This is a genomic window from Thermodesulfobacterium sp. TA1 (genome assembly GCF_008630935.1).
GTDB lineage: Bacteria > Desulfobacterota > Thermodesulfobacteria > Thermodesulfobacteriales > Thermodesulfobacteriaceae > Thermodesulfobacterium.
This window is the reverse complement of the sequence record NZ_CP043908.1, coordinates 430,388-455,807: the sequence shown is the minus strand read 5'-3', so window position 1 is coordinate 455,807 and position 25,420 is coordinate 430,388. Positions and strand designations below refer to the sequence as shown.

The window sequence follows — 25,420 nt, the reverse complement described above, 5'->3', positions numbered from 1 at the left end:
ACCCCCTTAGTCCTTTGCCTTTCTATTCAAGCTGTAGTAGAGGTTCAAACAACCGAGGGCTATTCCCATAAATCCCTGTCCGGCAAAGGCATGGTCACAAGCAAGATACATTCCATTAAAAGGGGTAAAATTATTAGGTATGCTCCAAAAGGGTGTGTCTACGCTTGCCGAAAAACCACCAAGGCTAACTCTATGTACATAACGTTTAAAAGTGTGAGGTGTTGCTGAAAAGACTTCAACAAAATCACTTTCCTTTATTTCAAATCTTTTTATTATTATTTTTATAATTTTTCTTTCAAGCTCAACTTTCAACTTCTTAACCTCTTCCTCATCAAGATTTGCCCAAAGCTTAATTGGTGTGTGCGTAGAAACGGTAAAGGTTGCGAATTCTCCATTTTCCTGCTCAAGGATTGATAAATGTAAATAGCTTGAAGTTCCTTTAAGACTATCCCTGTCTCCGATTATCAAATAATGCTTTGCTGTAAAGTTTGCTAAAACTTTCTTCTTAATCTTACCATAGACCACAAAGGCAGAGTAGGGACTGAGCTTACAAGTAAACCTACTAAAATATCTGTACAAGTAACTCTCACTATCAAACACTGAAAGATTTTCTAAGAAAGGAAAGGATATGATGATCTTTTGCGAAAATATCTTTTCATTTATAATATTTATTAGGTATCCTTCTCCCAGCCTTTCAATCCTTTTAACAGGACAGTTGAAATTTACGGTTAATCCTTTGGCTAAGGTTTCGAGAAATCCTCCTACGCCTATCTTTGAGTAAGCAATTCCCGTGAAGTTGTAACCAATTCCTAAGGTTAAAGCAAGGGCATTTGCCTTCTCAAGTTCAACCTGCCCAACGATAAAAGTTTGAGCTTTAAAGTATTCTAATAATTCTTTAGGCACATTCTTGTAAAAAGCACTTAAAAGGGATAGAGTTTTCTTTTTTGCTAAAGGAAGATAGGGCAGTAACCTTAAGTTTTGAATCTTAAAGAGAGATTTAAGAGGCGAGATTATTCCTCCGTTTAGATTAAATTCAAAAGGTGTTGTAAGTAATGTTCTCGTTGTTCTTTCAACAAAGGAAAAGAATGTCCTGTGCCCCTTTATGGGAAAGGCTTGTGAGAATTCCTCACAAGTCCTTTCCGGATCTGCAAATATTCTTACCATCTTTCCATCTTCAAAGCTAACCACGCATACAACATCTAAAAGTTTATAGCTCTTTTTCACTTTATCGTGAAGATTAAGTAAGGTGAGAAGTCTTTCTAATGGGTAGTTGGGGTTAAGACCTGGAATAGTTGTTGCTCCAGCATTATACATTACTCCATTTCTTTGAAAAGTTTCGGCACAGCCTCCGATTTTATCCCTCGCTTCAAGTAAAGAAACTTCGTATCCAAGGTGTCTAAAAACCAAAGCCCCGAATATGCCTCCTATTCCAGCACCAACGACTGCAACCTCCATTCTTTAACTTCTCCTACGAAACTCTTTCTCCATAAACCACGTAGAGAGGATCTGATAGGTTACAAGCTATGCTCCATTTGTCATCAATCGGACGGGTATATCCCCTTAGGGAGTAAGTTTTTAAATTTCCTAAACCTTCAGTTCTTGTCAAAAGCTCAAGCACAAATCCCATCCTCTCAAATTCATGCATGTCTATCCAACTTCTTATAACCTTGGATGGAAAATATCTGTTTGAAAAGGAAAAGAAGAACTTTCCACCCTTTTTTAATACTCTTTTAACCTCTTTGAGTAGTTCAAGAGGTTTAATAACGTATTCAATCGAGAGGTCACAGACAATTGCGTCAAAAAATTCATCCTTGAAAGGAAGCGAAGGCTCTGCGTTCAAATCTTTAACAATTCTCTCATTAAGCTGTAAATTTTCTCTAAGCTCTATCTCATTAATTCCAAGACCCCAAATCTCGTACTCACCACTCGGTAAATGGGATTCATAGGAGCTCATAAGGTCAAGTATTCTACCAGATTTAGGTAGGTTTTGTGCATAGAATCTAACGAGGTTTTCATGGCATACTCTGTCAATATGTCCTATCAAACGAGGTTCAGCATAGAAGATAGTATCAGGGGACTTATCCTCTCGCAAGAATGCCTCTTTTTCATCTATACCAAAATCAGTTGGTTCATTATAATACCGAGCCTGCATCCCAGGTCCAAGTAGAAAGATTTCCATGTGATCTTTGCACCTTCCACCAAGTTCCGATGTTTTTTCAAAGATATTTAAAATCTTTGCCTCAAACTTTAAATCGTAGTAAGAAAGGGGATGGTTTGCATCAAGAATGAAATCTCCATTATTTTCTATCGCTAAAATCCTTCCTGGATAGGGATTTCCTGCATAAATCCCTGGAATGCCACGGAAATATCCAAGAGGATAAAATCTTCCCTTTCTTAACTTGATATGTTTTAGTTTATCTGGTGGGCTGCATTGCCAAGCCTTACACTCAAAGACCTTTTCCTTATTGAAAGGTAAAAGTTTCCCAGCTTGATAATTAACCTTAATGCTTTCCCCAACTGCTCCATCTCTAACAAGACCACGTAATTCCTCAGGGAAAAGGTCGCACTCCCTCCAAACATTCACCTTACAAAAATACTCATCAACATGTTTAGCAAGTTTCGATTCCCACTCAATCCTTAAAATCAGCTCAACCCCTCTTTTAATGTAATCTATCATTATTATACCTCCTGCAATTTTTATGTTAAGGTTAGCTTAATATCTCTTGGATATTAACTATTTCTGAAGAAGGATAATATAAAATATTTACTCTTATTTTATCTTTTGTAATCTTTTTAATACTACTCGGAGAATAAAAAAGCTTTTCCTCTTTTGGACCGATGTTTAAAAGTATCCATTCTTCATTGGCAATCTTAATCCTTTCTTGAGAATACCCTAAAATTAAACTAATAAAAAAGATAATAAAAAATAAAAACATAAAAATAGAAATCCTTTTCATAGCCCCCTCCTTCTTGTTTTTATAAAAAAATATATTCTAATTTAGAATTTTGATTCCAATTTTTGGCTGATTATTCTTTGTGGAATTTTAAAATAAAGAAGGGGGCTTAAAGCCACCCGTTTGAACTAACCTTTAGAGATTGCTCCTTTTTAGCTTTCTCGGTAAGAAGAAAGCAATTTTCCCTTTGCTTCAAAAAAACCTGTAGATACAACTATGCTGAAAAGAGCAGAAGAACTTGAAGTAGAGAAACCCGAGGATAGTGTCTCATTAATTGTGTAAAGCCTTGAGGGAAAGGGAAGGGTATGGTAGCTTCCCCAATGCATAATAACCAAAACTACCAGAAAGGAGGGGAAGCTACCGTGAAAGAAAAAACTAAAACTTTAACAAAACAACCTATAGAAGAAATTCTAAACCTTTTTCAGCAAGAAGTCAACAATCTTATTAAAAACCTTTTAGAAAACCTTATGCTTGAAGAAAGAAGGATTTATTTAGAAGAGCAAGAAGACTATGCAAACGGTTTTTATACAAGAGATTTACTTTTCGTGCCTTCCTACTTCCTGAAAGAAGGAGGGCTGAAAAGCATTTCTCGGTTAATAAAGGTGACTGAAGATGAAGTTAAAGAACTTATTTGTCTATTCGGCGAAATGAGGTAGCAAAGGAGCCAGTATATTTAGCTTTAGGGATAAAGCCTGATGGGAGAAGAGAAATACTTGGATTTTGGATATTTGGGTCTGAAGGGAAGGGGGTTAGCGAAAGAGATAAAAAGGAGGATAAAGGTAATAGAAGTATTTCCGGATGAAGGCTCTGTTGAGAGGTTGTTATATTTAATCTTGAAAGAACTGAATGAGAGGTTAAACTCAAGGAAGTTAAGAGGGTTTAATAAAATTGAATTGGGGAACTACCATGCCTTTCCTGGAAAAATTTTTACACAATAAAAGGGACACTATGATCTTCGGCTTCTTATGTCATTAAAATTATCTGATTAATTTTTAAAAAGGTAATTAAAGAATATAAAGCTTATCCTGTCAATTCTGTTCCATCTCTTGTGAGAGGCTCCTTTAGGCTTCTAAACTAAACTTCTGTCCAGTTTTTACAGATTACCTAAAGTTTAGGCTTAGATGATTTTATAGATTATCTGTTCGATTTTTTGAGCTAAACTACTTTTAGAGAATTTTAAATAAGGAACTCCAGCTTTTACCGAGGCTAAAATTTCTTCAGAAAAGGGTAGGATACCTATAACTTCAATCCCTTCCTTTTTTATTTCCTCGGTAATGTATTCGCTCATCTGCAGGTTTAAGTCATACTTATTAATGATTACTTTTAGTTCTACTTTAAAATGCTTAGCAAGTTCTATAACCCTTTTTAAATCATGAAGGCCTGAAACCGTAGGTTCAGTAATCGCTATAGCCAAGTCAACCCCTGTCATAGAAGCCATCACCGGACAACCTACCCCAGGTGGTCCATCGATGATTATAAAATCTGCGTTATTAACCTCGGCTATCTCCTTAGCCAACTCCCTGAGTTTAGTAACCAATTTACCTGAGTTTTCTTGGGCAATACCTAAACGTGCATAAACCATCTTTCCGTACTCGGTGTTTGAAATAAAATAATGTCCAGAAATTCTATCGTTAAGACTTACCGCAGAAGTAGGGCAAACATAACTACAGACGGTACAACCTTCACAAGAAAGCAGATCTACCTGAAAATCTTCTGTGATAGCTCCAAATTGGCAAGTCTCTCTACAAACCCCGCATTCAATACAGTTTTCTTTGTTTATAAGAGCAAACCTACCTCCGATAAACTCAAAAGATTGTTCTATCTTAGGATCTAAAAGTAAATGTAGATTGGCTGCATCTACATCACAATCCACAATCACTTTATTTGAGATGGCTACCGCAAGGCAACCGGTAAAAAAGGTTTTTCCTGTTCCACCTTTTCCGCTGATTACTAAAATCTGCTTCATCGTTTTAATTCCTTTATTAAATTAATAAGGTTCCGAAATTTTTCTCTATATTCTGGCATAGCAACCACCAAAGGGATTCCCTTTGAATAAACCTCGGCGATCTCCCTTTTAAAAGGAATTTTCATTAAAACAGGAAGGTTAGTTCTCTCACAAAAGGTTTCTACCAGTTCATCTTCTTGCTCTTGTGATTTATTAACGATTACCCCTGCAGGAACCTTTAAGACTTGGGTTACTTCATAAGCAAGCTCCAAGTCGTGAAGCCCAAAAGGAGTTGGTTCGGTAACAAGCAAACAAAAATCAGAGCCTTTAATCGCAGCTACTGCCGGACAAGAAGTTCCAGGGGGTGCATCTATGATGGTTATTTTGTTAGGATTAATCAATTCTTTAGCCTCTTCAATCACCCTTGGAGCAAGCACCTCTGAAACGTTTAACCGTCCTTCTATAAACTCTACTTTCTCTTTAAAACCTACGATGATTTTTCCAATAGGCCTAAAACCTTCAAACAAAGCTTTCTCAGGACAAAGTAAAATACAGCCTTTACAACCATGGCACAGATGAGGAAACAATAAAACCTGTCCGTTTTGTTCAAAATTTAACACAGACAGGGCATTGTATGCACATACCTTAGCACAATAACCACAATATGTACATTTTTGATAATCTACTTCAGGAATAAGGGTATTTACCTCAAACGTTTGCTTAACCTCTGGTTTTAAAAACAAATGAACGTTTGGTTCTTCTACATCGCAATCGATGATTTGCGAATTTCCTATACTTAAAGCTAAAGAAACTGCAACGGTAGTTTTTCCTGTCCCACCCTTTCCACTGGCAATTGAAATTATCATGGCCTAACCTCTAAACACACAAAACCAGGTAGTTGAGCTAAAACCTGAGTATCAAAAGAAATTTCTGACGGGTCTTCTAATCTTACAGGCTTACAAGGATAATTTACAAGGGTTCCGTAAGCCTTAGCGATTCTTAAACCGCAAGCCTCTAACATTTTTTTAAACTCAATGAAATCATAAAAATTGGCATGACTATAAAAGGGATGCCCTTTTTGCTTTTTTTCTTCATAAACCTTGCCAAGCTTTGACCCCTTAAAAACCTCACAAATGATTATTTTACCCTGCTCTTTCAAAACCCTTTTAGCTTCAAGTAAGGACTTGAACCCATCTTTTATAAAACTTAAAGACAAAACAAACATTACACACTCAAAACTTTTATCTTTAAAAGGCAATTCCTCTGCCTTTGCTTGGATAACCCAAACTCCTCTTTTCTTCGCCATTTTTAAAGGGAAAAAGGCTATATCTATTCCGACAGCATGCTTGGCTAAAAGGGCAAACCTTCCTGTTCCCACACCTACTTCTAAAACTTTATCACAACTTTTAATCAAAGGCTCAATACATTTTTTCTCGTTTTCATACAAAATCTTACCTTCTTCCGAATCATACCAAGCATCATATTTTTTGACAAAAACCTCATAAGGTGAGGATGTATCCATCTCTTTCTCTCCAACAAATATGAGTACCTACACCTACCTTTAAAAACTTATCTTTAAAATGTTCTTGGAAAAGCTTTAAGGCTAAATCTCCGGTACAATGAGAAGGGGCGAGGTGTTTAAAATTTTTTGATTCTAAATAAGTCAACAAATCAAGGATTTCTTCTCGTTTTCTATGTAAAAGATGCAACCCACCTAAAAGGGCAAAAACCTTAGGGTTAATCTCAGAAGTTGTTTTCTCTATGATCTTTTTTACTCCAGGATGGGCACAACCTGTAATGATGATTAAACCTTCTTTAGTGTTTATAGCTAAAGAAGTTTCTTTTATCGGTCCTTCTAACTCTCCGGTAACAAAAACTCCTTTGATTATTTCCAAAGGGTTTGAAGAAACTTTATAAAGTTTTGCCTCAGGCAAAAGTCTTCTGGCTTCTTCATAAAACGAAGCTCCAACATAAATTTCAGCTTTGAGGTTTAAACCTGATATTTCTTTTAAACCCCCGGTATGGTCTTTATGGGCGTGAGATATAACAACTTTAGAAATTGAGGTAGGGTCTAACCCGGCTCTTTGAAGATTTTTTATCAGCTTTTGTCCATCTTCTCCTGTATCAAAAAGAAGAAATTCTTCATCTCTTTTGATAAGACAGCTATATCCCCATCCGGTTTCAAACCCCTTTTCTCCAAGATAATTATCAAAAACTATGATAAGTTCTATCATATCTTTAAAGCCTCTGCAATTTGGTCAACCACCTTAGCAAAAGCCTTAGCAGGTTCACTGTCAGGATAATAAAGTAAAACAGGTTTTCCTTCATCTCCTCCTTGCACAACCCTTGGGTCAAGAGGGATTTTTCCTAAAAATGGAACGTTGTATTCCTGGGCAAGCTTTTCTGCCCCTCCGGTTTTAAATATTTCTATAACATCCCCACAACGAGGACAGACAAAACCACTCATGTTTTCAACAATCCCAAGGACCGGGACGGAGGCTTCAAGACAAAACCTTATAGACCTGCGTACGTCTGCCAAAGCGACTTCTTGAGGGGTGGCCACGATAACCGCACCATCTACTTTATTAAGAAGTTGCACCACCGAGATAACCTCATCTCCTGTTCCTGGAGGAGAGTCTACCACCAGATAGTCAAGCTTTCCCCATCGCACCTCGGTTAAAAACTGTTTTATCATGTTATGCTTTAAAGGACCTCTCCAGATCACAGGGGTATCTTTTCCTTCTAAAAAAAACCCGATAGAGATTACCTGTAAATTTTCATAAGCTTTTATAGGAAAAAGCCCTATATCTGTAATTAAAGGAATTAGTCCTTGCAACCCCAGCATGTTAGGAATATTAGGACCGTGTATATCGACATCAAGAAGACCTACCTGATATCCCTTTTGTGCTAACCCTACAGCAATATTAGCAGAAACCGTGCTTTTACCAACCCCACCTTTACCAGATAAAACTAAAATCTTTCTTTTAATGTCTGATACGGTTTTTTGCAATTTTATTTCACTTTCATCTTTTATGCTTTCTTCTTCACATTGACTTCCACATTGACAGGTCTTCTCTTCTGCCATATCCTCCTCCTTTTAGCCTTGCTTAACTTTATTTATCGCATCTATTACCATACCTTGGGCCTCTATCACTTTTATCCCTGCAGCCTTTATCACCCTTTCTGCTCCAGGTCCTATTTTACCAGTAATTAAAACACTAACTCCCTTCGAGGCAACAAATTGACCAGCCTGAGTTCCAGCACCTTGAGCAGCCTCTCTCCAGCGATTTTCTACTGCCTCATATTGGTCTGTTTCTGTATCATAAAATATAAAATATTTACAACGCCCAAACCTTGGGTCTATCTCTGAACCTAATTCTTTTCCTTGAGAAGTAATACAAATTTTCATAAAAATCCCCCTTTAAAGTTATAGCGTGGAGGCTTGTGCCTCCACGCAGGCCATACCTTTTTTTACTTATTCTTTTCGATTTCGCCTAAACGCCTTTCTATAGCCTCCAGATTTTTTCTTAAGACCTCTGCCTCTTGCCTTAAGATCTCTGTCTCATCTACCTGAGAAGCCCCTCCCCAAAAAGTCCTTCTCCAAAACCATCTCCAGCCTCTTCCTAAACCTCCAAACCATCTAAAACATCTCCAACCTCTACCTCTTCCCCAACCAAACCCCATACCTCTACCTGGCCCTGGAACCATAAATCCTGGGGCATCTGCCCCAGAACAAAATCCTAAACCTCTACCTGTTCTTGGACCTAATCCAAGCGGTCCTGTTCTGTCTCCCCAAGGCATACCCTTTCACCTCCTTTTTAAAATTTTTATTGAAAATCATTATCATTTTTAAATATAACCTCTAACTTTTAAAAGTCAAGTCCTTTAATAGGTCTTAGGCATCAATCTCTAAATCTTCCTTCTTGGTCTAAGTTCCTCTAACCAACTTTTTTACCCCAAAAGCCATCTTTTTCTGTGTAAAAACCTTACAGTTTAACCCGAGCAAAAACCATTAATGCCTACATTCATGGTCTCCATGTTCGCAAAGACTTTCTCCACCCCTGAGATTACCTTTTAAAAAGGCTTCTATAACCTCTTCAACCCTACCGATTATCCCAAGGACAACCCTTATACCAAAGGATTCAAGCATCATGATGGCGTTTGGTCCCATCCCCCCTGCTATCACATAGTTTACTCCTTGACTTTTCAAAAAATTAGGCACAAGCCCTGGCTGATGGGCCTTATAACCAGGATTTTCTACAAAGCTTTGACTGACCACCTGACCATCCTCTACGTCCACGATCGTAAAACCAGGACATCTTCCAAAATGTTGAGCCACATAACCCTCTTCTGTAGCCACAGCAATCCTCATTTTTAACCCCCTAAACTCGTTTTAACTGATAATGAGAATTATAATCATATATATTAGATTGTCAAGGGACCTATCAAATAAACAACACTAAATAACTCTGGTCCCTCAACATAACAGCCAATTAACATTTCTCTCTTAAACTTCTTAGAAAGTAATAAAAGTTGTTTCCGCTATGTTTTAGGTGAAATTGTTATGGCATTAATTTTTAAAGAGTTTTTGATTTCGTTATTGTAAAATTTAAGGAATAAGTTATAATTGATTAAATAATCATCGGGGCGTAGCGCAGCTTGGGAGCGCACCTGCCTTGGGAGCAGGGGGTCGGAGGTTCAAATCCTCTCGCCCCGATTTGTACTTCCAAGGCTTTCAAAAACTTAACTCCTTCCATTGTGATAGAATTTTGATAAATCACTCTTTCTAACCTTTCCCCGGCCTCTCTATTGTGATCTTGACTTAAATGGGAATACCTCAAAGTCATTAATATGTCTTTAAACTCCTGAACGCTCTTTAAATCTATCCCAGACATAACAAGATGAGAAGCAAAAGTATGTCTTAGGTCGTGAAATCTAAAGTCTCTTATCCCTACTTTTTGCATTCAGTCCAAAAACTTATTTTTATTGTGTGTATAAATCCTTGAAGAATACCCAAGGGTATGATAACTTCCCCAAAGGGAAACAAACGAAGATTACCTACCTTTTTCTTAGAAGAGATTTTAAACTTGTTTTATAAGGTGCTTAAAAACCTTTTGGAAAACTTTATGTTTGAGGAAAGAAGTATTAATATGGGGAAATAGAAGGTTTAAAAGTACCTCGAGTTAGAAAAAGGGGATTTTGGTTGTGTGATGAGAAAGTAAAGGCTTTGCTGTTTGCAACGAATCAGGCTTTGAGAGGTTAGCAAAAAGATAAAAAGAAGGGTAAGGGTGGTAGAAGTGTTTCCAGATGAGAGGGCAGCTGAAAGGTTCATTATACTTGAGGATTTAATAGAGGTTAAATCGGGGACTAACATGCCCTCTTCAAAAGAGTCTTTACACAAAAAAACACTACAAACCAGAGATAAAGAATCCTAATCTATAAACAAAGCTTTTTGAAAAAATTAAAATTATTGAAATTAAAAGGAAATGTGGTAAATTTGGAAAAATTCTAATAAAAGCTTTATCCTGAGATTAAAAATGTCTTTGCTTAAACCAAAGGAAAAAGAATTTGCAGTGGTTTTGTTGAGTTCGGGGATGGATAGTGCTGTTTGTGCAAGCCTTGCAGCTCAGGAATATGAGTTAGCCTTTTTACATTTTCAGTATGGACAAAAGGCGGCAAAAAAAGAGCTTACCTGTTTTTATAAAATGATTGATTATTTTAAACCACAAAAATATTTAGTTGCAGAACTTCCTTTTTTCAAACTAATAGGAGGTTCAAGCCTTACTTCAGAAGAGCTTGAAATACCTAATGGTTCCGAAAAACAGGGGATTCCTTCTACTTATGTGCCTTTTAGAAACGGTGTATTTCTAAGCTTAGCGGTAGCTTGGGCAGAAGTAATAGGTGCTAAAAAAATATTTATAGGAGTAAATGAAATAGATTTTTCAGGCTATCCAGATTGTAGAAAAGAGTTTATTCAAGCTTTTAACCAGGCGGTAAACAAAGGAACCAAACCGGAAACTCAAATCACTATAGAAACTCCTCTTATCAATCTTTCTAAAAAGGAAATCGTAGAGCTTGGTATAAAGCTTAATACCCCCTTTCATCTTACCTGGTCTTGCTACAGACAAACAGAAAAAGCCTGCGGAAGATGTGACTCTTGTCGTATAAGACTTAATGCTTTTAAAGAAGCTGGAGTAAAGGACCCGATAGAATATGCTTAATTTAGAAAATTTTAAATGCCAACGCTGCGGAAATTGTTGCCAAGGAGAAAGCACCGTTTCCTTAAACGAAGAAGAAATTTATCGGATAGCTAATTTTTTAAACCTCTCGGTGGAAGAATTTAAGCAAAAATATACGGTTAAAGTAGGAAAGTATAGAACTGAAATGAAAACTAAACAAGGTTATTGTATTTTTTTTGATAAAAAAACAAGAAGTTGTACCATACACCCGGTTAAACCTAAAAAATGCAAAGAATGGCCTTTAGTAGAGGCGCTGTTTAAAGACCCTACAAATTTAGAAATTCTGAAAAATCATTGTTTAGGAGTTAAAAATTTATAAAATTAAATCTTGAATAAGTTAAAAAACGTTTTAAAATAATAAAAAGATCAAAAACAAACGAGGTGAGAAAGATGGAAGAAAAAAAATTAGAATTTTATAAAAGTTTGGGTTTAAAGCTAACCCCTCAGAGGATTGCTATTTTAGAGTATTTAGAAGGTAACAAGACTCATCCCTCGGCAGAAGATATATATAACGCTTTAAAACAAAATTTCCCCAGTATGTCTTTTGCTACAGTGTATAACACCTTAGAAGTATTAGTAAAAAAAGGTCTCATTAAAGAAATTATAGTAGACCCTTATAAAAAGAGATTTGATGCCTTTACTCACAACCACCATCATTTTGTATGTAAATACTGTAAAAAAGTAATAGATGTTTCTCAAAAAATTCAATTCTCCTTGCCCAATGAACTTAAAGGTTGTGAGGTAGAGGATTTTCAAGTAGTGTTTATAGGTGTTTGTCCTGAATGTAAAGCTAAGGAAAATTAAAATCAAAAATCTTTTTTGTGAACTCCTTTAATAAACTAACATTCGGGATTTCATCCCGAATGTTAGGGTCTGTTTTCCCGGTATTCACATCTATCTACCATAAATTACCGTTAATCTGGGATTGTAAAAATATATTTTAAGTTTAATATTAATTTTAAGATAAAAAAATTAAGCTTATATGATGGAAAAAAAGAATAAGATGGTCATCTTGGCGGTTGATGACGAACCGCTCAATTTAGACCTTCTGGAACTTGCTTTTGCTGAAAATACTGGGGTTGAATTTTTAAGGGCTAAAAACGGTAAAGAGGCTTTAGAAATATTAGATTCTGGGAAGGACGTTGACGTAATCCTTCTTGACCTTTCGATGCCGGTTATGAACGGCTTCGAAACTTTAAAGGTTTTAAAATCTAACGAAAAATTTAGATACATTCCTGTGATAGTAATAACCGCAAACGCAGAAGAGAAGAAAAAGGCTCTTTCCTTAGGGGCAAACGATTTCATACCTAAACCCTTTGACATCGAAGAGATAAAGCTTAGGACAAAAAACTATGTTGATATAAAGCATTACAACGATTTTTTAAGAAATGTTACTACTATTTTAGAAGAACAAGTAAAAGAAAGGACAAAGCAACTTCAAGAGGCATTAAAACTTTCCAAAGAATTAGAATATGAAATAGCTCTAAAACTTGGTAAAACCGCAGAATTTAGAGATATAGAGACAGGTATGCACATCATGAGGGTAAGCCATGGTTCTAAAAAACTCGCAGAACTTTATGGACTACCTAAGGAAGAACAAGAGTTAATCCTTTATGCCTCTCCTTTGCACGATGTAGGAAAGGTAGGAATTCCAGATTCTATACTTTTGAAACCCGAAAGGCTTACCCCTGAAGAGTTTGAGATTATGAAACAACACACGATAATAGGTGCAAAAATCCTTGATGGAGGAGAGAAGTATCCTGTATTAAAAGCTGGGAAGATTATAGCACTTCAGCATCACGAAAGATGGGATGGGAAGGGATATCCTTATGGATTAAAAGGGGAAGAAATACATATCTACGGAAGGATTGTAGCTATCGTAGATGTCTTTGATGCTTTAATCTCTCCTCGTGTGTATAAACCAGCCTTTCCTTTAGAAAAAGCGATTGAGATAATGAGGGAAGGAAAAGGCACCCAATTTGACCCGGAACTTTTGGACTTATTTTTAAATAACATAGAAAGTTTTCTAAAAATAAAAGAACGATTTTCTGATAAGGATGAAAAAAATGAAGGTCTTGATAGTAGAGGATGATGAATTAAGTCAAACGGTTCTAAAAGATATCATCCTATTGTTATATCCTTTTGTCGAAGTAGAAACAGTAGGTAACGGAAAAGAAGCCCTGAATCTATTTTCATCAAAAAAGATTGATTTAGTGATTTCTGATATCGCATTACCTGAAATAGGTGGGATTGAACTTTTAAAAAAAATAAAAGAAAAAAATCCTTCTGTTCCTATCATTGCCTATACTGCATTTACGATTATAGGAGATAAAGAAAAATTTCTATTAGAAGGGTTTGATGATTATATACCCAAACCTATAAACATAGAAGACGTAAAAAACGCACTTGATAAATACATTAAAAAGAGAAAAACGTTTAATATAAAGGTATATAAAACAAAAAAAGAGTTTGAGCTGTTAGAAAAGGGTAACTATTTGTTGTTTTTAACAGAGGGAATGTTTAAAAACTTAACAAGCACAATAGATAAATTTTTAAATAAAAAAGTTAAGATTGCCGGAATAATGGCCCCTTATCTTATCGCAAACAGAGAGCTTATCAAGGAAGGGGTGATCTTGGTCCCCTTAGACGAAAACGCAAAAACTGTGGTCGTTTCCATGGAAAAACCAGATTTGAATCTAGTTGAGGAACTCAAAGATTATCAAAGTATATTGTTGTTTGTAGACGGGTTAAGTCCTTATATAGAAGATTTTATCAAACAGATCGAAAAAATATTAAAAAATTCAAGGATTGTAGGAGCTGGGGTTGGAAGTAAAGATTTCATCCAAAAACCTTGTATTTTTGATTTTAATGGGACATATCAGGACTCTGCGTTGCTTATAGGACTAAATTTAAAGCTAAATGCTGAGGTTAGACATGGCTGGGAACCTATCTATGGTCCTTTGGTAGTAACAAAAAGCGAAAAAAATGTGGTGTATGAAATCAACGGAGAGCCTGCTTTTCAGGTTTATAAAAAGTCGATAAAAGAAAAAGAAGGGATAGAATTAAACCGTGAAAATTTTAAAGAATTCACCAAGGCATATCCTTTAGGGATGGTTTCGTTTAAAGACGACGAATTTATCATCAGAGACCCTATAGCAATCGGAAAAAACAATTCTCTTGTGATCGTTAGCTCTATCCCCTCGTTTTCTACGATATTTATAATGAAAGGAGAACCAGAAAAACTTATAAATTCGGCTTGTGAAATCTCTCGAAGAGCCTTTCAGCGTTCAAAAGAAAAATTAGGATTTCTTTTTGACTGTGTTTCCAGGGTGTTATTTTTAGGAAAAGATGGTTTTCAAAAAGAGCTAGATAAAGTTTTTGAATGTGCTAAGAAAAAAGAGGTTGATATATATGGATTTACCAGTATCGGTGAAATATCAAACATAGGATATGACGAAATTAGGATTTTTAATAAAACAATCTTACTCGGTATTTTATGAAAATTTGATAAATCAGGAAGAGAGCGATGGTTAAAGAACTTCTACTTTCTGAGGTAGAGGACTTAAACAAAAGAAAAGAAATAGGAGAAAGATTACGGTTATATGAAGACTTTATTTGTTATAGATTTTTTACAGAAATTTTAAAGCGCCCAGAGTTTAAGGATAAATCTCCGGCAAAAGGTTTACCGAGGGTTGAAAAAAAACTGAAAGAATTTTGGAGGAATTTGTGGTTTTCGCCAGACCTCAAAAATGAATTAGATGCTTTAATAGAAAAAACATCTTATGTTCATTTCCAAAAAGGACTTAAACCTGCAGACTTAGGCTACGGATTCCTTTTGTTTAATTCTATAATCTATGAAATAGCACAAAAAGATGAATTTATCAAAGAAAACTTTCTTTTTATTACTAAATTTTTCAAATTTGTAGAACTGTCTTTTTACGAAAAATATTATGAAAATCCTATAAATAGGTTTTTCTATGAGAGCATACTGCAAGAGATTAACGAACTTTTTAAAGCCGTTAAAATTCATGAAAAAGCGGTCAAGGTAGTTCGGGCTTGGTGGGACTTAAATGAGAAAGAAGGTTTAACCAAAGTTTTAAAAGAAAAAAACATCCCTTTAACCCCTGAAGAATGTCCTCTCCTAATACATTTACAAAAAATAGAAAAAGAAGAAATAGGGTTAGATAAGGAAATTTTAAAAAAAGTAAAAAATCTAAAATTAAATTGGTTTTCTTATCTATATAAAATGGCAGTGCTGGTAGAAAAAGGAGAACTTAAAGAATTAGATACTATTTATGAAAAATTTTTAAAAACCTCTCGAGAAATTTTGGAAGCCCTATTCAGACCTATTCAAGACACAGCCTGCGGCATGGTGCTTTTAATTAACTCTGGAATAAAACTCCTGTATAAAATCACAGAAATGATTTATGAAGACGAAGAGTTAAAAGAAACTAGAGAAGGAACATTCATAAACCTTACGGAAACGATAAAGGAAACTTTAAAAGACACTCTTTTATGGGCTATTGAAGACCTAAGTCTTTTGTATGAAAAACCCAAAGATAACTATTATGATATAGTTCACGGTTTTTCTGGTGTCTTTGATGATAGAAAAGTTTATTTTTGCATAAGACTATATCCCCACCCTTACAAACCTTACATAAAGGACCTTGTTCAACTACTTTTAGGTATAAGCAAACTGCTAATTCTATTAAAGCAAAGAGAACTCGACCTTGTGGAATTAGCAAATAGAGCAGAAGCTGCCAGTAAGGCTAAAGACATGTTTTTAGCCAATATGAGTCATGAACTCAGAACACCTTTAAACGCCATATTAGGGTTTTCTCAGATTTTGCAAATGCGACAAGATGTGCCCGAGCATATAAAGCCTTATGTTGAAAAAATCTACATAGCCGGAAAAACCTTACTTGAACAGGTGAACAGCATCCTTGATTTTGCAAAATTAGAAGCTGGAAAAATTGAATTCAAACCCGAAAAGATAAACATAAAAGATGTGTTATTTCAGGTTATTGAGATAGTAAAACCCCTTATCCAGAATAAAAAACTTGAATTTTACTACCCTCAATTTTCTTCTTTTAATTTGTATGTAGACCCTAAACTAATAAAGGAGGTTTTTCTCAACCTGATTTCTAACGCTATTAAATTTACCCCTGAAGGGGGTAAAATCTGGATTGAAATTAAAGTGTCAAAATCAAAAAAGGTCTATATCTTTAGCGTCTGTGATACCGGAATAGGGATTAAAAAAGAGGATATCCCTAAGCTGTTTAATCCTTTCACCCAACTGGATAATCCTTTTTATAAATCTACAAAAGGGACAGGCCTTGGTCTTGCTATCACAAAAAAATTAATAGAGCTTCATAAAGGTGAAATCTGGGTTGAAAGTGAGTATGGGAAGGGCACCTGTTTTCATTTCTCCATACCTGTAAGAGAAGACTCAAAAATCCTTGAGGTTTTAAAAGCCGAAATATCAGGTGCTAAAAATCTCCTCATATTAGAAGACTCTGAATATGTTATGCATCAGCTTAAAGAATGCTTGAAAAACGAGTTTACTCTTTTTTTGACTAACTTTTCTCAGACAGGGCTTAAGATACTACAAGAAGAAAAAATAGATTTAATAATCCTTGATTATTTTTTAGCCGACGGGATTGGGATAGAAATTTTAGATTATTTAAGCGAAAAAAACTCAAAAATCCCTGTAATTTTAATCTCAGCAGAGTCTAAGGTAGAAGAACTTTTAAACAAACATCCTTATAAAAATGTTAGGTTTTTGATAAAATCTGGGATAGATTGTAACGAGGTCCAAAGTTTGGTAAGAGATATTATTTTAAAAAAGAGGGATTAAAAAATGGTTTTTACTGAACTTTTGGCCTGTTTAATCCCAAGGTCTGCTCTAACCATCACCGTTAATACGACTTTTCAAGAATTAATAGAAAAGATGAATCAAACCGGAGAGACCTTTGTAATCCTTCTGGAAAATCACTTTCCTACCGGTATTTTTACCGAAAGAGACCTGATAAGATGTTTAGCTGCAGGGGTTTCCTTAGATGAAAAGGTACGGATGTATGCACAAAAAAACTTAGTAAAAATTCGTGAAGACAGGCCTTTAGCTATACCACTCACCATTATGATAGAATATGGAATAAGGCGATTGATAGTAGTAGACCAAAAGGGAAACTATAGGGGCGTAATAACTCACAAAGATATTTTTGAAATTTTAGACCCAGACCTTTTTAAAAAAGAAATAACTGCAGGACATTTTATCAAAAACAAACCTTTTTATTACCTTAGCCCAGACCATACCTTACAAGATGCCTTGAATTTGATGGTAGAAAAAAACATCGGTGCTGTTCCTATTCTTGAAGATACGGGAAAGACGGTAGGAATACTGACAGAAAAAGATTTTATCTTTAATTTTGAGCTAAAAAACCTTTCAGAAAAATTGCGCAACATCGCCTTAAAAAAAGTTTATACCGTTTCTAAAAACGAGCCAATATCCTATGTAAAAATCAAGTTCAAGGCATGCGGGGTTAATCATTTGGTAGTGGTTGATGAAGAGGAAAGGGCAATAGGTCTCCTTTCTACTAGGGATTTATTGTCTATGGCAAAAGAAACTTATAGTTCTTATATAGAAAACAAATTTAAACAAGCCAAAGATTTACTCTATATCTTACCTGAGGTAGTGCTTGAAATTTTAGACTTAGGATATGACCAGGTCGTCTACTGGGGAAGTGCCAAAGCCCAAGAACTTTTGGGAGAACAGATAAATGAAAAAAGTGTGTATGAAGTCTTCGACCAAGAAGATTGGTATCGGTTGTTCGGGAAGTTAAAAAAATTAAACAAGGTCCATAAAGAACCGATAAAAACCCTTAAAGGACAGATTTTTGAAGCTTCAGGTTCTTATCTTAAACTTCAGGTTGAAGGGGAAGGAAAAATCCATCTAATTTTAAGAGACATTACCCAAAATCATCGTTTTTTAACCGATTTGCAAACTCAGATAGAAGTCATAAAAACCTTGATCAACTCGATAGATAGTATGATTTTAGTAGTAGACCCTGAAGACGGAACTTTTAGGTTTTACAACCAGATGGTTTTATCTATTCTTGGGTATAATCAAGAAGAGATAAACCAAAAAACTATCTATGACCTCGTTTACCTACCTTATCAGCAAATAAAAACAAACCTTAATATGGTGGTAAAAGAAGGAAAAGAAATAAAAAGTGAGAGGCTTTATCTTACCAAAAACGGAGACAAAATACCTGTAGAAACTTATGTTTTTAAAATTACCCTTGACAAACCTTATGTAGTAATATCAAGCAAGGTTAAACCTATCTATCAGATAGAAAATTTAAACCGAGAGCTAAGCCTTTGCAAGTCTAAAGAAGAAGCCTTATCTGTGCTTTATAAATATCTGCTTGATTTTATAGATACCTTACAGTTTATAGAAATAAACGCTGAAACAGGAGAAATCCTGTCGATTGAAGTCCAAGGAGACAAAGTTTTATGGAAAGGATGTGTAGAGGGCAACATAAACGAATGTAAAGCCTACCGAACAGGTACTTTGATAGAACATAAGGAAACATTTTGTCCAATTTTAAAAAACGAACAAAACATCTACTTCTTCTGTTATCCTTTGATTTTAGAAGGTAGAGTAGTTGGGGTTTTTAGTCTTATAAGAAAGAGTCCTTTTAATGACCTGGAAAAAGAAAACTTAAAGAAAATGCTTACTAACTTTTCTTTCTATTTCATTAATCTTTACCTTATAAACAAACTAAAAGAAATATCCTATACCGACTATCTTACCAAGGTTTACAACCGGATGTGTGTGCAAGAATTTTTAAAAAAAGAGTTTAACCTTTGGAAAAGAAAAGGGGGCAACCTTTCTATCATACTTTTAGACCTTGATGACTTTAAGACTATAAACGATAGATTTGGTCATTTTAGCGGGGATTTAGCACTTCAAAAAATAGCCAAATTGCTTAAAGAAAATACAAGAGAAATGGATATGGTAGGACGCTGGGGAGGTGAAGAATTTATCATAGTTCTTCCTCAAACCTCCAAGGCAGAAGCCAAAAAACTGGCTGAAAGACTTAGGCTTCTCATAGAAAGGATGTCTATTGATTTAGAAGGAGGAACAATCATAAACATCACCGCAAGTTTTGGAATAGCAAGCCTACCAGAAGACGGTACAATTTTAGAGGAACTTTATAAGATAGCAGACCAAAGGCTTTACCAAGCTAAAAACCTTGGTAAAAACCGGGTAATAGCAGATTAAATCTATTGCTATTCCTTACTTCCTTCGCCTGAAAGGGCCTCTGAAAGGGAAGCAGCTTTATCTGGAGGCATGGCGCTTAAAATACTTGCTACTTGAGAACTCTTTAACTGAGAAAGAATCTTAACAGCCATGTCTTTGTCCATGTTTATCAGCATGTCAGCAGCTTTAGAGGGTTTCATCTCTGAGATAGCTCTTACGAGAAGAATCGTTCTCTGGTCTTTAACTGCTTGTATCTTATTTAGTTTGTCCTCTATCGAGGCCTCTAATTCTTTCAATGAGGTAAGTTGTTCTTGAATACGTGCCTCTAAAAGCTTTAACTCCTCTTCTTTTATCTTTAACTCCTTTTCTTTATCACTCAGTCTTTGTCTTTCTACCTGTAAAAAATCTGCAAAATCAGGAGGACAACCTGCAGTTATTCTTTCTTCTTTAGCGCTTAACTCATAAGTATAAACCCCAAAAATCAACAAAGCTAAAAAAACTTTAAAAACCCCTAAACCAAACAAAACCCAAAAAAGGTTTTTAGTCCTTGATAGAAACTTAAGTTTTTTAAATTTTTCTAAATTTAACCTAATTTTAGGAGGCTTGATAAACTTGTTTTTCATCTATTTCCCTCTTCTAATCACCATCAAGTCGTCCATCTGTCGATAAAAATTTTTTAAACCTTCTTCATAAAATAACCTGTAGGTTTTATCTCTTAAGATTTCAGCTACTCTTTTTTCTTGATAGGCATTCTTTAGGGCCTCTAAAAGTAAGTCTATTTCTCTTTCTTGAGTTTTTATTTTTGTTTCAAGCTCTTCTTTAGCCACAAAAAAAACCTCTAAAATTTCCAGATAGGTCTTTAGTTCTTCTGCGGTTAATACCTTTTTATTCTCTAAACCTTTAAAGGCCTCTTCTTTTTCCTTTATCAAATTTTCTTTTTCTTTTAAAAGGATTTGATAAACTTGTTTAGCTTGTAAAAGTGTAGCCTTAGCTTGCTCTTCTTTTAGTTCCTTATACCAGGCTAAAGTTTTTAGGGCTCTAAGTTTATTTCTCATTTTATCCTGCTAAAATGTTTCTAAGAAGGGTTAAAGAGGTTAGCAAGTCATAGCGTTCGTCTAAATGTTGTTTTAAAAATTCTTTTAAAGGTTTTATCAAGGCTAAAGCTCTATCTATTTCAGGATTAGAACCTTTTACGTAGGCACCGATGTTAATTAAGTCCTCAGCCTTTTTGTAGGTAGCCAGCACGGAAATGGTTTGATAAGCTAAGTCTAAATGTTCTCTTGGGACTATATCTTTCATCAACCTACTAATACTTGCCAGAACGTCTATCGGAGGATAGTGCCCTTCATGGGCAAGGTCTCTAGAAAGTACAATATGTCCGTCTACGATACTTCTAACCGCATCTGCTATCGGGTCGTTAAAATCGTCTCCTTCAACCAGGACGGTGTAAATACCGGTGATATCTCCCCCTCCTACTTTAGCCCCTGCCCTTTCAAGCACCTTGGGTAGCATCGCAAAGACCGAAGGGGTATAACCTCGAGCAGTAGGAGGCTCTCCTGAGGCTAACCCTATTTCTCTTCCTGCCATACAAAACCTTGTAAGAGAATCCATTAATAAAAGCACTCTTAAGCCTTTATCTCTAAAGTATTCAGCTAAACTCATCGCATAGTAAGCTGCTCTTATCCTCATAGAAGGGGCTTCATCTGAAGTTGCCACTACTACCACCGATTTTTTAATACTCTCTCTTAAGTCTCTTTCTATAAACTCCCTTACTTCCCTTCCTCTCTCTCCTATCAAGGCTATAACGTTAACATCAGCCTCGGTATATCTTGCTATCATACCAAGAAGGGTGCTTTTCCCAACCCCTGAGCCTGCCATGATAGCCATTCTTTGTCCTCTGCCTATCGTCAAAAGGGCGTTTATAGCCTTTATCCCTACATCCAAAATCTCTTTAATAGGTGCTCTTTCTAAAGGTTTAAGAGGTTCTCCATAAAGTGGATAAAAATCTGAGGCCTTTGGGGCTAATCCTTGGTCTAAAGGTTCTCCCAAGGCATTAACTACCCTCCCTAAGAATTTTTCTCCTACAGGAGCATAGGAAGACCCTAAAGGATAAACCTTAGCCCCTATTTCTATCCCTTTCAGCTCTCCTAAAGCGGTAAGGATAAAACGGTTGTCATTAAAGCCTACCACCTCAGCAAGTATGCTTTTTTGTTGTCCCTCAACCTTACAAAGGTCACCTACCTTTAAAAAGGGACCTGTACTCTCAATGGTTAAACCTAAAACTTTAGTTACATAACCATAAACCTCAAAAGGAAGAAGGTTATCAATCCTTTTATGGTAAAACTCTAAATCTTTAACCCTCATCTTTAAAAATCCCCTGCAACAATCTTTCCCATCTTTTTTCTATGGTAGCATCAACCACCCCTAAAGCGGTTTCTATAAAAACCCCTCCTTTAGAAATCGTAGGATCTGGGATAAGGTTTATCTTAGAAGAAGGACCGATCAACTGAGAAAGTTTTTCTTGTAAAAAACTTAACTCTTCAGGATTAACCTTAAGGTTAATTTCTATACCTTCGGCTACATAGTTTAAAGCTTCTTTTATCACGTTAAGCGTAGTTTCTTTATCTATGTTTATTTCTTTTAATACTATCTTTTGGGCGATTTTTAAGGCTAAAGTTAACACCTCTTTATCTAAGTTTAAAACTAAAGTCTTGGTCTCTTCTTCAAGTTTTTGGAGAAACTGAGAAACCTCTTTTACTTTATTTTCAAAATCCTTCTTAAGGGCCTCTTCTAACTCTTTATATTTAGCCTTAAGTTCTTGCTCAGCCTTTTCTTTTCCCTCTTTATATCCCTTGTCTAACCCTTCTTGATATCCTTGCTTAAACCCTTCGGTTTTTCCTAAATCCAAACCTTCTTGATATCCTTTTTCAAAACCTTCTTTAAGCCTTTCCTCTAAAAGTTCTTCAGGCGATAAAGCATTAATCTCTTCTTTAATAGAAACTCCACGATTTTCTTCCAAATCTTTTAAAATGGACTTAAAACTTTCCTCTTCCGTAGGGCTTAAATCTGGGGTTAAAAGTTCTAATACAGAAATTTTATGGCTCTTAAGTACCTTAGACAAACTCCTCCTCGCCTTTGCTAAGGATGATTTTACCTTCTTGTTCTAATTTTTTAGCAATCCTAATGATGTTTTGTTGAGCCTTTTCAACTTCGCTAATCCTTACAGGCCCCATCATCTCAAGCTCTTCTTTCATAAGGTCTGCCGCTCTTTTACTCATATTGCGGAAAAATTTTTCTCTAATCTCAGGGGAGGCTCCTTTTAAAGCTAATTTTAAGTCATCAGTAGAGATTTCTCTAAGCAAGGTTTGAATAGCGAAGTCATCCACATTGAGGAAATCCTCAAAAGTAAACAAGTATTTTCTTATTTCCTCTGCCAAAGTTGGATTTTCGTCCTCTATCTCGCTTAAAATCTCATCCTCAAGCTCTCTTCCTGCATGAGAAAGCACCTCTGCAGCCTTTTCAGGGCCTCCGATTTTTTTACCCAACGCCCCGCCTACGCTTTGAAGTTCACTTTCCAAAGCATCGCTTATCTCTTTAACTATCTCTGGGTCTACTTTGTTTAAAAGGGCTATTCTTAAAAGCACCTCTGCTCTAAGCTTATCTGGTAGGAACTGCATAACTTGACCTGAAAGTTCTGGGTCTAAGTGGACTAAAATGATGGCTACAGTTTGGGGATGCTCGTTTGCTAAAAAACTGGCTATAGTTTTAGGGTCAAGTTTCTTAAGTTTTTTAAAGGTCTCTGGACCTATCTCTTTTTTTATTTCCTCAAAAAGTTCCTTTCCTTTTTCTCCATAAGCCCGAATAAGAGACTGTTTTAAAAACTCTTCAGGAGAGATGGTTACATCTCCTAACATTTCTTTGGCTTCAATGTTAGCCTCTTCAAGTACTTTCTTTACTGCTTCAGCAGGAATATATTCTATCTTAGCCATTTCTATACCGATGCGTTTTATGTCGTCTTCATCTAAGTACTTATACACCTCGGAGGTAAATTCGTCTCCCATTAACATAAGAAAAATAGCTGCTTTTTGAGGACCGGTAAGTTTATCAGGGTCTATCTTAGCCATAACCTATTTATCCAGCCTCTGCCAAAGCTTTCTTTCTTTCTTCTAAGGTTTCTTCTAAGAGCCATTTTTTAACCAACATAGCAGCTTTTTCAGGCTGACTGTGTATAATACCTAAAGCAACCTCCTGAGGTAAAGGGCCCTCTTCTTCAGGAACCTTAGCCTCTAAGGTAGGAGGAACAGCTTCAGCAACCTTTTCTAACTCAGGAGCTGGGGTAGGCTTAGGTGCAAGGCTTTTAAGTAGTGGTCTTATCACCAAAAGATAAAGGACTATCAAACCTAAAACTATCAGTAATGGTTTATAAAACTTAGCTGCGTAATCCATAACCCCAGGTTTAACTATCGGTGGTTTAGTAAATTCTTTAGCCTCAACCTTAACTTCATCTCCTCTATCTGGATTATAGCCAATAGCACCTTTTACTAAATTTTCTAACCATACCACTTTTTCGGTAGAATTGTCAGTAAGCACTGATTTATCAACCAACACTGCTACACTTATTTTTTTAATACCTCCTGGAGAAATTTCAAGGTTCCTTACCTTTTTACTTACCTCGTAGTTTCTTACTACCTTTTTTCTAAAGTAAGTTTCGCCTTGGGGTTGCTCTGGAGAGGTGGCCTCAAATTTTTGCTCAAGAGCACCTTTAACCCCTGCTATCCCTCCCTCCGAAGGTCCCTTAGAGGTCTTTTGTTCTTCTTCTGCCTCTTCAGAGACTACCGCAGTGCCTTCTGGGTCGTAGGTCTCTTCCATCAGTTTTTCTTTATCAAAAGAAAGGTCTACCGCAATCTGAGCAACCGCCTTTCCCGGACCTAAAGCCTTTTCTAACATATCTTCTATCTTGGCTTTTAGTTCATCCTCTATCTTTTTCTTATAAGCCAGTTGAGTAGTAGTAAATTCTTCCTCTTCAGAGGGAAGTCTAATGCTTTTTCCGGTAGTAGCATCAACGATGGTTATATTTTTAGGGTCAAGCTTAGGAACAGCACCGCTTACAAAATTTACAATCCCCCTTACTTGATTAGGAGAAAGTTCATACCCAGGAAGAAGTTCTATCAAAACAGAGGCTTTTGGAGGTTTTTCTTCTTCGATAAAAAGACTTTCCTTAGGCATGGCTAAATGGACCCTGACCGATTTTATTCCCTTTATTCCTTGAATACTTCTTGCCAACTCGCCTTCTAAAGCCCTCTGATAGTTTACCTTTTCTTGAAATTCAGTAAGACCCATCTGTTCTTTATCAAAAAGTTCAAACCCAGGACCGCGATAACCCCCTACTAATCCTTTACCAGCGATTTCCATACGAAGCTCAGGTACCTTATCTTTAGGAACATAAATACTTCCGTCTGTCTCAACTTTATAAGGGATTTTTTGCTCTTTTAAATACTGTATAATCTGACTGTTAGAAACTTCATCCATACTCCGATAAAGCAATCCCCAGCTTGGTTTAGAAATAAACCATACCCCTAAAACCAACAAAAGAGTAAGACCTAAACTTCCTCCTATAAGCATCAAACGTTTTCTGGTATCTAACTTAGACCAAAACTCTTTTAGTTGATCAGGGAGTTCCCTAAGATTAGGCATTGCCATTTCAGTCTTCCCCTAAGCTTAGATTTGCATTCTCATGATTTCTTGATAGGCCTCAAGCACTTTATTTCTTATCCTTAAGAGCAGTTTAAAATTGGTGTCAGCCTTGGAAATGGTAAGAGCCACATCGGAAAGGTCTACTTCCTCACCCTTAGCCAAGGCTTCGATGGAGGCTAAAGCCTGTTTTTGAGCCTGGTCAACTTCTTTTATTTTTTCTACTAAAAAATCTTTAAAACTGGGAACCTCTACCTTTTCTTTTTGAGTGAGACTACCCACTTTTTGATAACTATTTAACAACGATGGATTAACTTTCATCTTA

At 35.9% G+C, this 25,420-nt stretch carries 29 protein-coding genes, 1 tRNA gene and 2 pseudogenes; 13 read left to right on the top strand and 19 right to left on the bottom strand.

The features are described 5' to 3' along the window. Positions 1-6: 6 nt before the first annotated feature. The 3 genes from F1847_RS02415 to F1847_RS02405 are packed head-to-tail and all read right to left on the bottom strand — an operon-like array spanning position 7 to position 2,957. Positions 7-1,455 (bottom strand): FAD-dependent oxidoreductase, encoded by a 1,449-nt coding sequence (locus F1847_RS02415; RefSeq protein ID WP_150071517.1) that lies wholly within the window; start codon positions 1,453-1,455, stop codon positions 7-9. Between the two features lie 13 nt (positions 1,456-1,468). Continuing rightward, positions 1,469-2,677 (bottom strand): methyltransferase domain-containing protein, encoded by a 1,209-nt coding sequence (locus F1847_RS02410; protein WP_150071516.1) that lies wholly within the window; start codon positions 2,675-2,677, stop codon positions 1,469-1,471. Between the two features lie 31 nt (positions 2,678-2,708). Further along, positions 2,709-2,957, bottom strand: a complete 249-nt coding sequence (locus tag F1847_RS02405) for a hypothetical protein (RefSeq protein ID WP_150071515.1) — start codon at positions 2,955-2,957, stop codon at positions 2,709-2,711. A 302-nt stretch (positions 2,958-3,259) separates the two neighbouring features. Here F1847_RS02405 and F1847_RS02400 point away from each other — a divergent pair, with 302 nt between their 5' ends. From F1847_RS02400 to F1847_RS02390, 3 genes and pseudogenes are all read left to right on the top strand, one after another. Next, the gene (locus tag F1847_RS02400; protein ID WP_150071514.1) at positions 3,260-3,610 is read left to right on the top strand and encodes a hypothetical protein; all 351 of its coding nucleotides are present in this window, start codon (positions 3,260-3,262) and stop codon (positions 3,608-3,610) included. Beyond that, a pseudogene (locus tag F1847_RS09490) lies at positions 3,586-3,642 on the top strand (hypothetical protein); the annotation flags it as partial. The gene F1847_RS02400 and the pseudogene F1847_RS09490, both read left to right, overlap by 25 nt. Positions 3,643-3,649: 7 nt before the next feature. Next, positions 3,650-3,892 carry a transposase gene (locus F1847_RS02390; protein WP_150071512.1) on the top strand — a complete coding sequence of 81 codons (243 nt, stop codon included), beginning with the start codon at positions 3,650-3,652 and terminating at the stop codon, positions 3,890-3,892. Positions 3,893-4,071: 179 nt separating this feature from the next. Here the strand turns inward: F1847_RS02390 and F1847_RS02385 are convergent, their stop codons facing one another. The 8 genes from F1847_RS02385 to F1847_RS02350 all read right to left on the bottom strand — a co-directional run bounded on the left by F1847_RS02385 (position 4,072) and on the right by F1847_RS02350 (position 9,271). Continuing rightward, positions 4,072-4,920 (bottom strand): ATP-binding protein, encoded by an 849-nt coding sequence (locus F1847_RS02385; protein WP_150071511.1) that lies wholly within the window; start codon positions 4,918-4,920, stop codon positions 4,072-4,074. After that, positions 4,917-5,765 (bottom strand): ATP-binding protein, encoded by an 849-nt coding sequence (locus tag F1847_RS02380; RefSeq protein WP_150071510.1) that lies wholly within the window; start codon positions 5,763-5,765, stop codon positions 4,917-4,919. Before F1847_RS02380 ends, F1847_RS02385 begins: the two co-directional genes overlap by 4 nt. After that, positions 5,762-6,421, bottom strand: a complete 660-nt coding sequence (locus F1847_RS02375) for a class I SAM-dependent methyltransferase (protein WP_150071509.1) — start codon at positions 6,419-6,421, stop codon at positions 5,762-5,764. The genes F1847_RS02380 and F1847_RS02375 overlap by 4 nt, the downstream gene beginning before the upstream one ends. After that, positions 6,399-7,133, bottom strand: coding sequence for an MBL fold metallo-hydrolase (locus tag F1847_RS02370; RefSeq protein WP_150071508.1), 735 nt, complete (start codon positions 7,131-7,133; stop codon positions 6,399-6,401). The genes F1847_RS02375 and F1847_RS02370 overlap by 23 nt, the downstream gene beginning before the upstream one ends. Beyond that, complete coding sequence (locus tag F1847_RS02365; RefSeq protein ID WP_150071507.1) at positions 7,130-7,984, bottom strand: Mrp/NBP35 family ATP-binding protein; 855 nt, start codon at positions 7,982-7,984, stop codon at positions 7,130-7,132. The genes F1847_RS02370 and F1847_RS02365 overlap by 4 nt, the downstream gene beginning before the upstream one ends. Before the next feature lie 12 nt (positions 7,985-7,996). After that, positions 7,997-8,308: a NifB/NifX family molybdenum-iron cluster-binding protein gene (locus tag F1847_RS02360; protein ID WP_150071506.1), complete on the bottom strand. Its 312-nt coding sequence runs from the start codon at positions 8,306-8,308 to the stop codon at positions 7,997-7,999. Positions 8,309-8,370: 62 nt separating this feature from the next. Then, complete coding sequence (locus F1847_RS02355) at positions 8,371-8,700, bottom strand: DUF5320 domain-containing protein (protein WP_150071505.1); 330 nt, start codon at positions 8,698-8,700, stop codon at positions 8,371-8,373. A gap of 211 nt (positions 8,701-8,911) precedes the next feature. Beyond that, on the bottom strand, positions 8,912-9,271 hold the full coding sequence (locus tag F1847_RS02350; protein WP_150071504.1) for a NifB/NifX family molybdenum-iron cluster-binding protein: 360 nt from the start codon (positions 9,269-9,271) through the stop codon (positions 8,912-8,914). A gap of 271 nt (positions 9,272-9,542) precedes the next feature. On the opposite strand from F1847_RS02350, the gene F1847_RS02345 reads away from it, so the two are divergent. Next, a tRNA-Pro gene (locus F1847_RS02345) sits at positions 9,543-9,616 on the top strand. Between the two features lie 160 nt (positions 9,617-9,776). On the opposite strand, the pseudogene F1847_RS09485 reads toward F1847_RS02345, so the two are convergent. Continuing rightward, positions 9,777-9,863: pseudogene (locus F1847_RS09485) on the bottom strand (tyrosine-type recombinase/integrase); the annotation flags it as partial. 57 nt (positions 9,864-9,920) lie between these two features. On the opposite strand from F1847_RS09485, the gene F1847_RS09190 reads away from it, so the two are divergent. The 9 genes from F1847_RS09190 to F1847_RS02305 all read left to right on the top strand — a co-directional run bounded on the left by F1847_RS09190 (position 9,921) and on the right by F1847_RS02305 (position 19,425). Next, positions 9,921-10,061 (top strand): hypothetical protein, encoded by a 141-nt coding sequence (locus F1847_RS09190; RefSeq protein ID WP_168194238.1) that lies wholly within the window; start codon positions 9,921-9,923, stop codon positions 10,059-10,061. A gap of 126 nt (positions 10,062-10,187) precedes the next feature. After that, the gene (locus F1847_RS09185; RefSeq protein ID WP_168194237.1) at positions 10,188-10,334 is read left to right on the top strand and encodes a hypothetical protein; all 147 of its coding nucleotides are present in this window, start codon (positions 10,188-10,190) and stop codon (positions 10,332-10,334) included. 102 nt (positions 10,335-10,436) lie between these two features. Continuing rightward, positions 10,437-11,120, top strand: a complete 684-nt coding sequence (queC, locus tag F1847_RS02335) for a 7-cyano-7-deazaguanine synthase QueC (protein ID WP_150071503.1) — start codon at positions 10,437-10,439, stop codon at positions 11,118-11,120. Continuing rightward, positions 11,113-11,457 carry a YkgJ family cysteine cluster protein gene (locus F1847_RS02330; RefSeq protein WP_150071502.1) on the top strand — a complete coding sequence of 115 codons (345 nt, stop codon included), beginning with the start codon at positions 11,113-11,115 and terminating at the stop codon, positions 11,455-11,457. Before queC ends, F1847_RS02330 begins: the two co-directional genes overlap by 8 nt. A gap of 71 nt (positions 11,458-11,528) precedes the next feature. After that, entirely contained in the window at positions 11,529-11,942 is a 414-nt protein-coding gene (locus tag F1847_RS02325) for a Fur family transcriptional regulator (protein ID WP_150071501.1), read from the top strand. Positions 11,943-12,123: 181 nt separating this feature from the next. Next, positions 12,124-13,230 carry an HD domain-containing phosphohydrolase gene (locus F1847_RS02320; protein ID WP_206202416.1) on the top strand — a complete coding sequence of 369 codons (1,107 nt, stop codon included), beginning with the start codon at positions 12,124-12,126 and terminating at the stop codon, positions 13,228-13,230. Beyond that, positions 13,205-14,638, top strand: coding sequence for a response regulator (locus F1847_RS02315; protein ID WP_168194236.1), 1,434 nt, complete (start codon positions 13,205-13,207; stop codon positions 14,636-14,638). Before F1847_RS02320 ends, F1847_RS02315 begins: the two co-directional genes overlap by 26 nt. Before the next feature lie 26 nt (positions 14,639-14,664). After that, positions 14,665-16,995: an ATP-binding protein gene (locus tag F1847_RS02310; protein ID WP_150071498.1), complete on the top strand. Its 2,331-nt coding sequence runs from the start codon at positions 14,665-14,667 to the stop codon at positions 16,993-16,995. Positions 16,996-16,998: 3 nt separating this feature from the next. Continuing rightward, the gene (locus F1847_RS02305; protein WP_150071497.1) at positions 16,999-19,425 is read left to right on the top strand and encodes a diguanylate cyclase; all 2,427 of its coding nucleotides are present in this window, start codon (positions 16,999-17,001) and stop codon (positions 19,423-19,425) included. Between the two features lie 8 nt (positions 19,426-19,433). Here F1847_RS02305 and F1847_RS02300 read toward each other — a convergent pair whose 3' ends face one another. Genes F1847_RS02300 through fliE form a run of 7 tightly spaced genes read right to left on the bottom strand, consistent with a single transcriptional unit; the run spans position 19,434 to position 25,416 of the window. After that, positions 19,434-20,027 (bottom strand): MotE family protein, encoded by a 594-nt coding sequence (locus F1847_RS02300; protein WP_150071496.1) that lies wholly within the window; start codon positions 20,025-20,027, stop codon positions 19,434-19,436. Next, positions 20,028-20,459, bottom strand: a complete 432-nt coding sequence (locus tag F1847_RS02295; RefSeq protein WP_150071495.1) for a hypothetical protein — start codon at positions 20,457-20,459, stop codon at positions 20,028-20,030. It lies immediately after the preceding gene. Between the two features lies 1 nt (position 20,460). Beyond that, positions 20,461-21,768: a FliI/YscN family ATPase gene (locus tag F1847_RS02290; RefSeq protein WP_150071494.1), complete on the bottom strand. Its 1,308-nt coding sequence runs from the start codon at positions 21,766-21,768 to the stop codon at positions 20,461-20,463. Next, positions 21,758-22,525, bottom strand: a complete 768-nt coding sequence (locus tag F1847_RS02285) for a FliH/SctL family protein (protein WP_150071493.1) — start codon at positions 22,523-22,525, stop codon at positions 21,758-21,760. Before F1847_RS02285 ends, F1847_RS02290 begins: the two co-directional genes overlap by 11 nt. Further along, positions 22,518-23,528, bottom strand: a complete 1,011-nt coding sequence (gene fliG / locus F1847_RS02280) for a flagellar motor switch protein FliG (protein ID WP_150071492.1) — start codon at positions 23,526-23,528, stop codon at positions 22,518-22,520. The genes F1847_RS02285 and fliG overlap by 8 nt, the downstream gene beginning before the upstream one ends. A 7-nt stretch (positions 23,529-23,535) precedes the next feature. Then, the gene (fliF, locus tag F1847_RS02275; protein WP_168194235.1) at positions 23,536-25,098 is read right to left on the bottom strand and encodes a flagellar basal-body MS-ring/collar protein FliF; all 1,563 of its coding nucleotides are present in this window, start codon (positions 25,096-25,098) and stop codon (positions 23,536-23,538) included. A 24-nt stretch (positions 25,099-25,122) separates the two neighbouring features. Further along, positions 25,123-25,416 carry a flagellar hook-basal body complex protein FliE gene (gene fliE, locus F1847_RS02270; RefSeq protein WP_150071490.1) on the bottom strand — a complete coding sequence of 98 codons (294 nt, stop codon included), beginning with the start codon at positions 25,414-25,416 and terminating at the stop codon, positions 25,123-25,125. Between the last annotated feature and the right edge of the window lie 4 nt (positions 25,417-25,420).

Bases quoted from the DNA above. Each gene is read 5' to 3' on its own strand.
- F1847_RS02415 (WP_150071517.1), bottom strand. From the start codon at position 1,455: ATGGAGGTTGCAGTCGTTGGTGCTGGAATAGGAGGCATATTCGGGGCT.
- F1847_RS02410 (WP_150071516.1), bottom strand. From the start codon at position 2,677: ATGATAGATTACATTAAAAGAGGGGTTGAGCTGATTTTAAGGATTGAG.
- F1847_RS02405 (WP_150071515.1), bottom strand. From the start codon at position 2,957: ATGAAAAGGATTTCTATTTTTATGTTTTTATTTTTTATTATCTTTTTT.
- F1847_RS02400 (WP_150071514.1), top strand. From the start codon at position 3,260: ATGGTAGCTTCCCCAATGCATAATAACCAAAACTACCAGAAAGGAGGG.
- F1847_RS02390 (WP_150071512.1), top strand. From the start codon at position 3,650: ATGGGAGAAGAGAAATACTTGGATTTTGGATATTTGGGTCTGAAGGGA.
- F1847_RS02385 (WP_150071511.1), bottom strand. From the start codon at position 4,920: ATGAAGCAGATTTTAGTAATCAGCGGAAAAGGTGGAACAGGAAAAACC.
- F1847_RS02380 (WP_150071510.1), bottom strand. From the start codon at position 5,765: ATGATAATTTCAATTGCCAGTGGAAAGGGTGGGACAGGAAAAACTACC.
- F1847_RS02375 (WP_150071509.1), bottom strand. From the start codon at position 6,421: ATGGATACATCCTCACCTTATGAGGTTTTTGTCAAAAAATATGATGCT.
- F1847_RS02370 (WP_150071508.1), bottom strand. From the start codon at position 7,133: ATGATAGAACTTATCATAGTTTTTGATAATTATCTTGGAGAAAAGGGG.
- F1847_RS02365 (WP_150071507.1), bottom strand. From the start codon at position 7,984: ATGGCAGAAGAGAAGACCTGTCAATGTGGAAGTCAATGTGAAGAAGAA.
- F1847_RS02360 (WP_150071506.1), bottom strand. From the start codon at position 8,308: ATGAAAATTTGTATTACTTCTCAAGGAAAAGAATTAGGTTCAGAGATA.
- F1847_RS02355 (WP_150071505.1), bottom strand. From the start codon at position 8,700: ATGCCTTGGGGAGACAGAACAGGACCGCTTGGATTAGGTCCAAGAACA.
- F1847_RS02350 (WP_150071504.1), bottom strand. From the start codon at position 9,271: ATGAGGATTGCTGTGGCTACAGAAGAGGGTTATGTGGCTCAACATTTT.
- F1847_RS09190 (WP_168194238.1), top strand. From the start codon at position 9,921: ATGATAACTTCCCCAAAGGGAAACAAACGAAGATTACCTACCTTTTTC.
- queC (WP_150071503.1), top strand. From the start codon at position 10,437: ATGTCTTTGCTTAAACCAAAGGAAAAAGAATTTGCAGTGGTTTTGTTG.
- F1847_RS02330 (WP_150071502.1), top strand. From the start codon at position 11,113: ATGCTTAATTTAGAAAATTTTAAATGCCAACGCTGCGGAAATTGTTGC.
- F1847_RS02325 (WP_150071501.1), top strand. From the start codon at position 11,529: ATGGAAGAAAAAAAATTAGAATTTTATAAAAGTTTGGGTTTAAAGCTA.
- F1847_RS02320 (WP_206202416.1), top strand. From the start codon at position 12,124: ATGGAAAAAAAGAATAAGATGGTCATCTTGGCGGTTGATGACGAACCG.
- F1847_RS02315 (WP_168194236.1), top strand. From the start codon at position 13,205: ATGAAGGTCTTGATAGTAGAGGATGATGAATTAAGTCAAACGGTTCTA.
- F1847_RS02310 (WP_150071498.1), top strand. From the start codon at position 14,665: ATGGTTAAAGAACTTCTACTTTCTGAGGTAGAGGACTTAAACAAAAGA.
- F1847_RS02305 (WP_150071497.1), top strand. From the start codon at position 16,999: ATGGTTTTTACTGAACTTTTGGCCTGTTTAATCCCAAGGTCTGCTCTA.
- F1847_RS02300 (WP_150071496.1), bottom strand. From the start codon at position 20,027: ATGAAAAACAAGTTTATCAAGCCTCCTAAAATTAGGTTAAATTTAGAA.
- F1847_RS02295 (WP_150071495.1), bottom strand. From the start codon at position 20,459: ATGAGAAATAAACTTAGAGCCCTAAAAACTTTAGCCTGGTATAAGGAA.
- F1847_RS02290 (WP_150071494.1), bottom strand. From the start codon at position 21,768: ATGAGGGTTAAAGATTTAGAGTTTTACCATAAAAGGATTGATAACCTT.
- fliG (WP_150071492.1), bottom strand. From the start codon at position 23,528: ATGGCTAAGATAGACCCTGATAAACTTACCGGTCCTCAAAAAGCAGCT.
- fliF (WP_168194235.1), bottom strand. From the start codon at position 25,098: ATGCCTAATCTTAGGGAACTCCCTGATCAACTAAAAGAGTTTTGGTCT.
- fliE (WP_150071490.1), bottom strand. From the start codon at position 25,416: ATGAAAGTTAATCCATCGTTGTTAAATAGTTATCAAAAAGTGGGTAGT.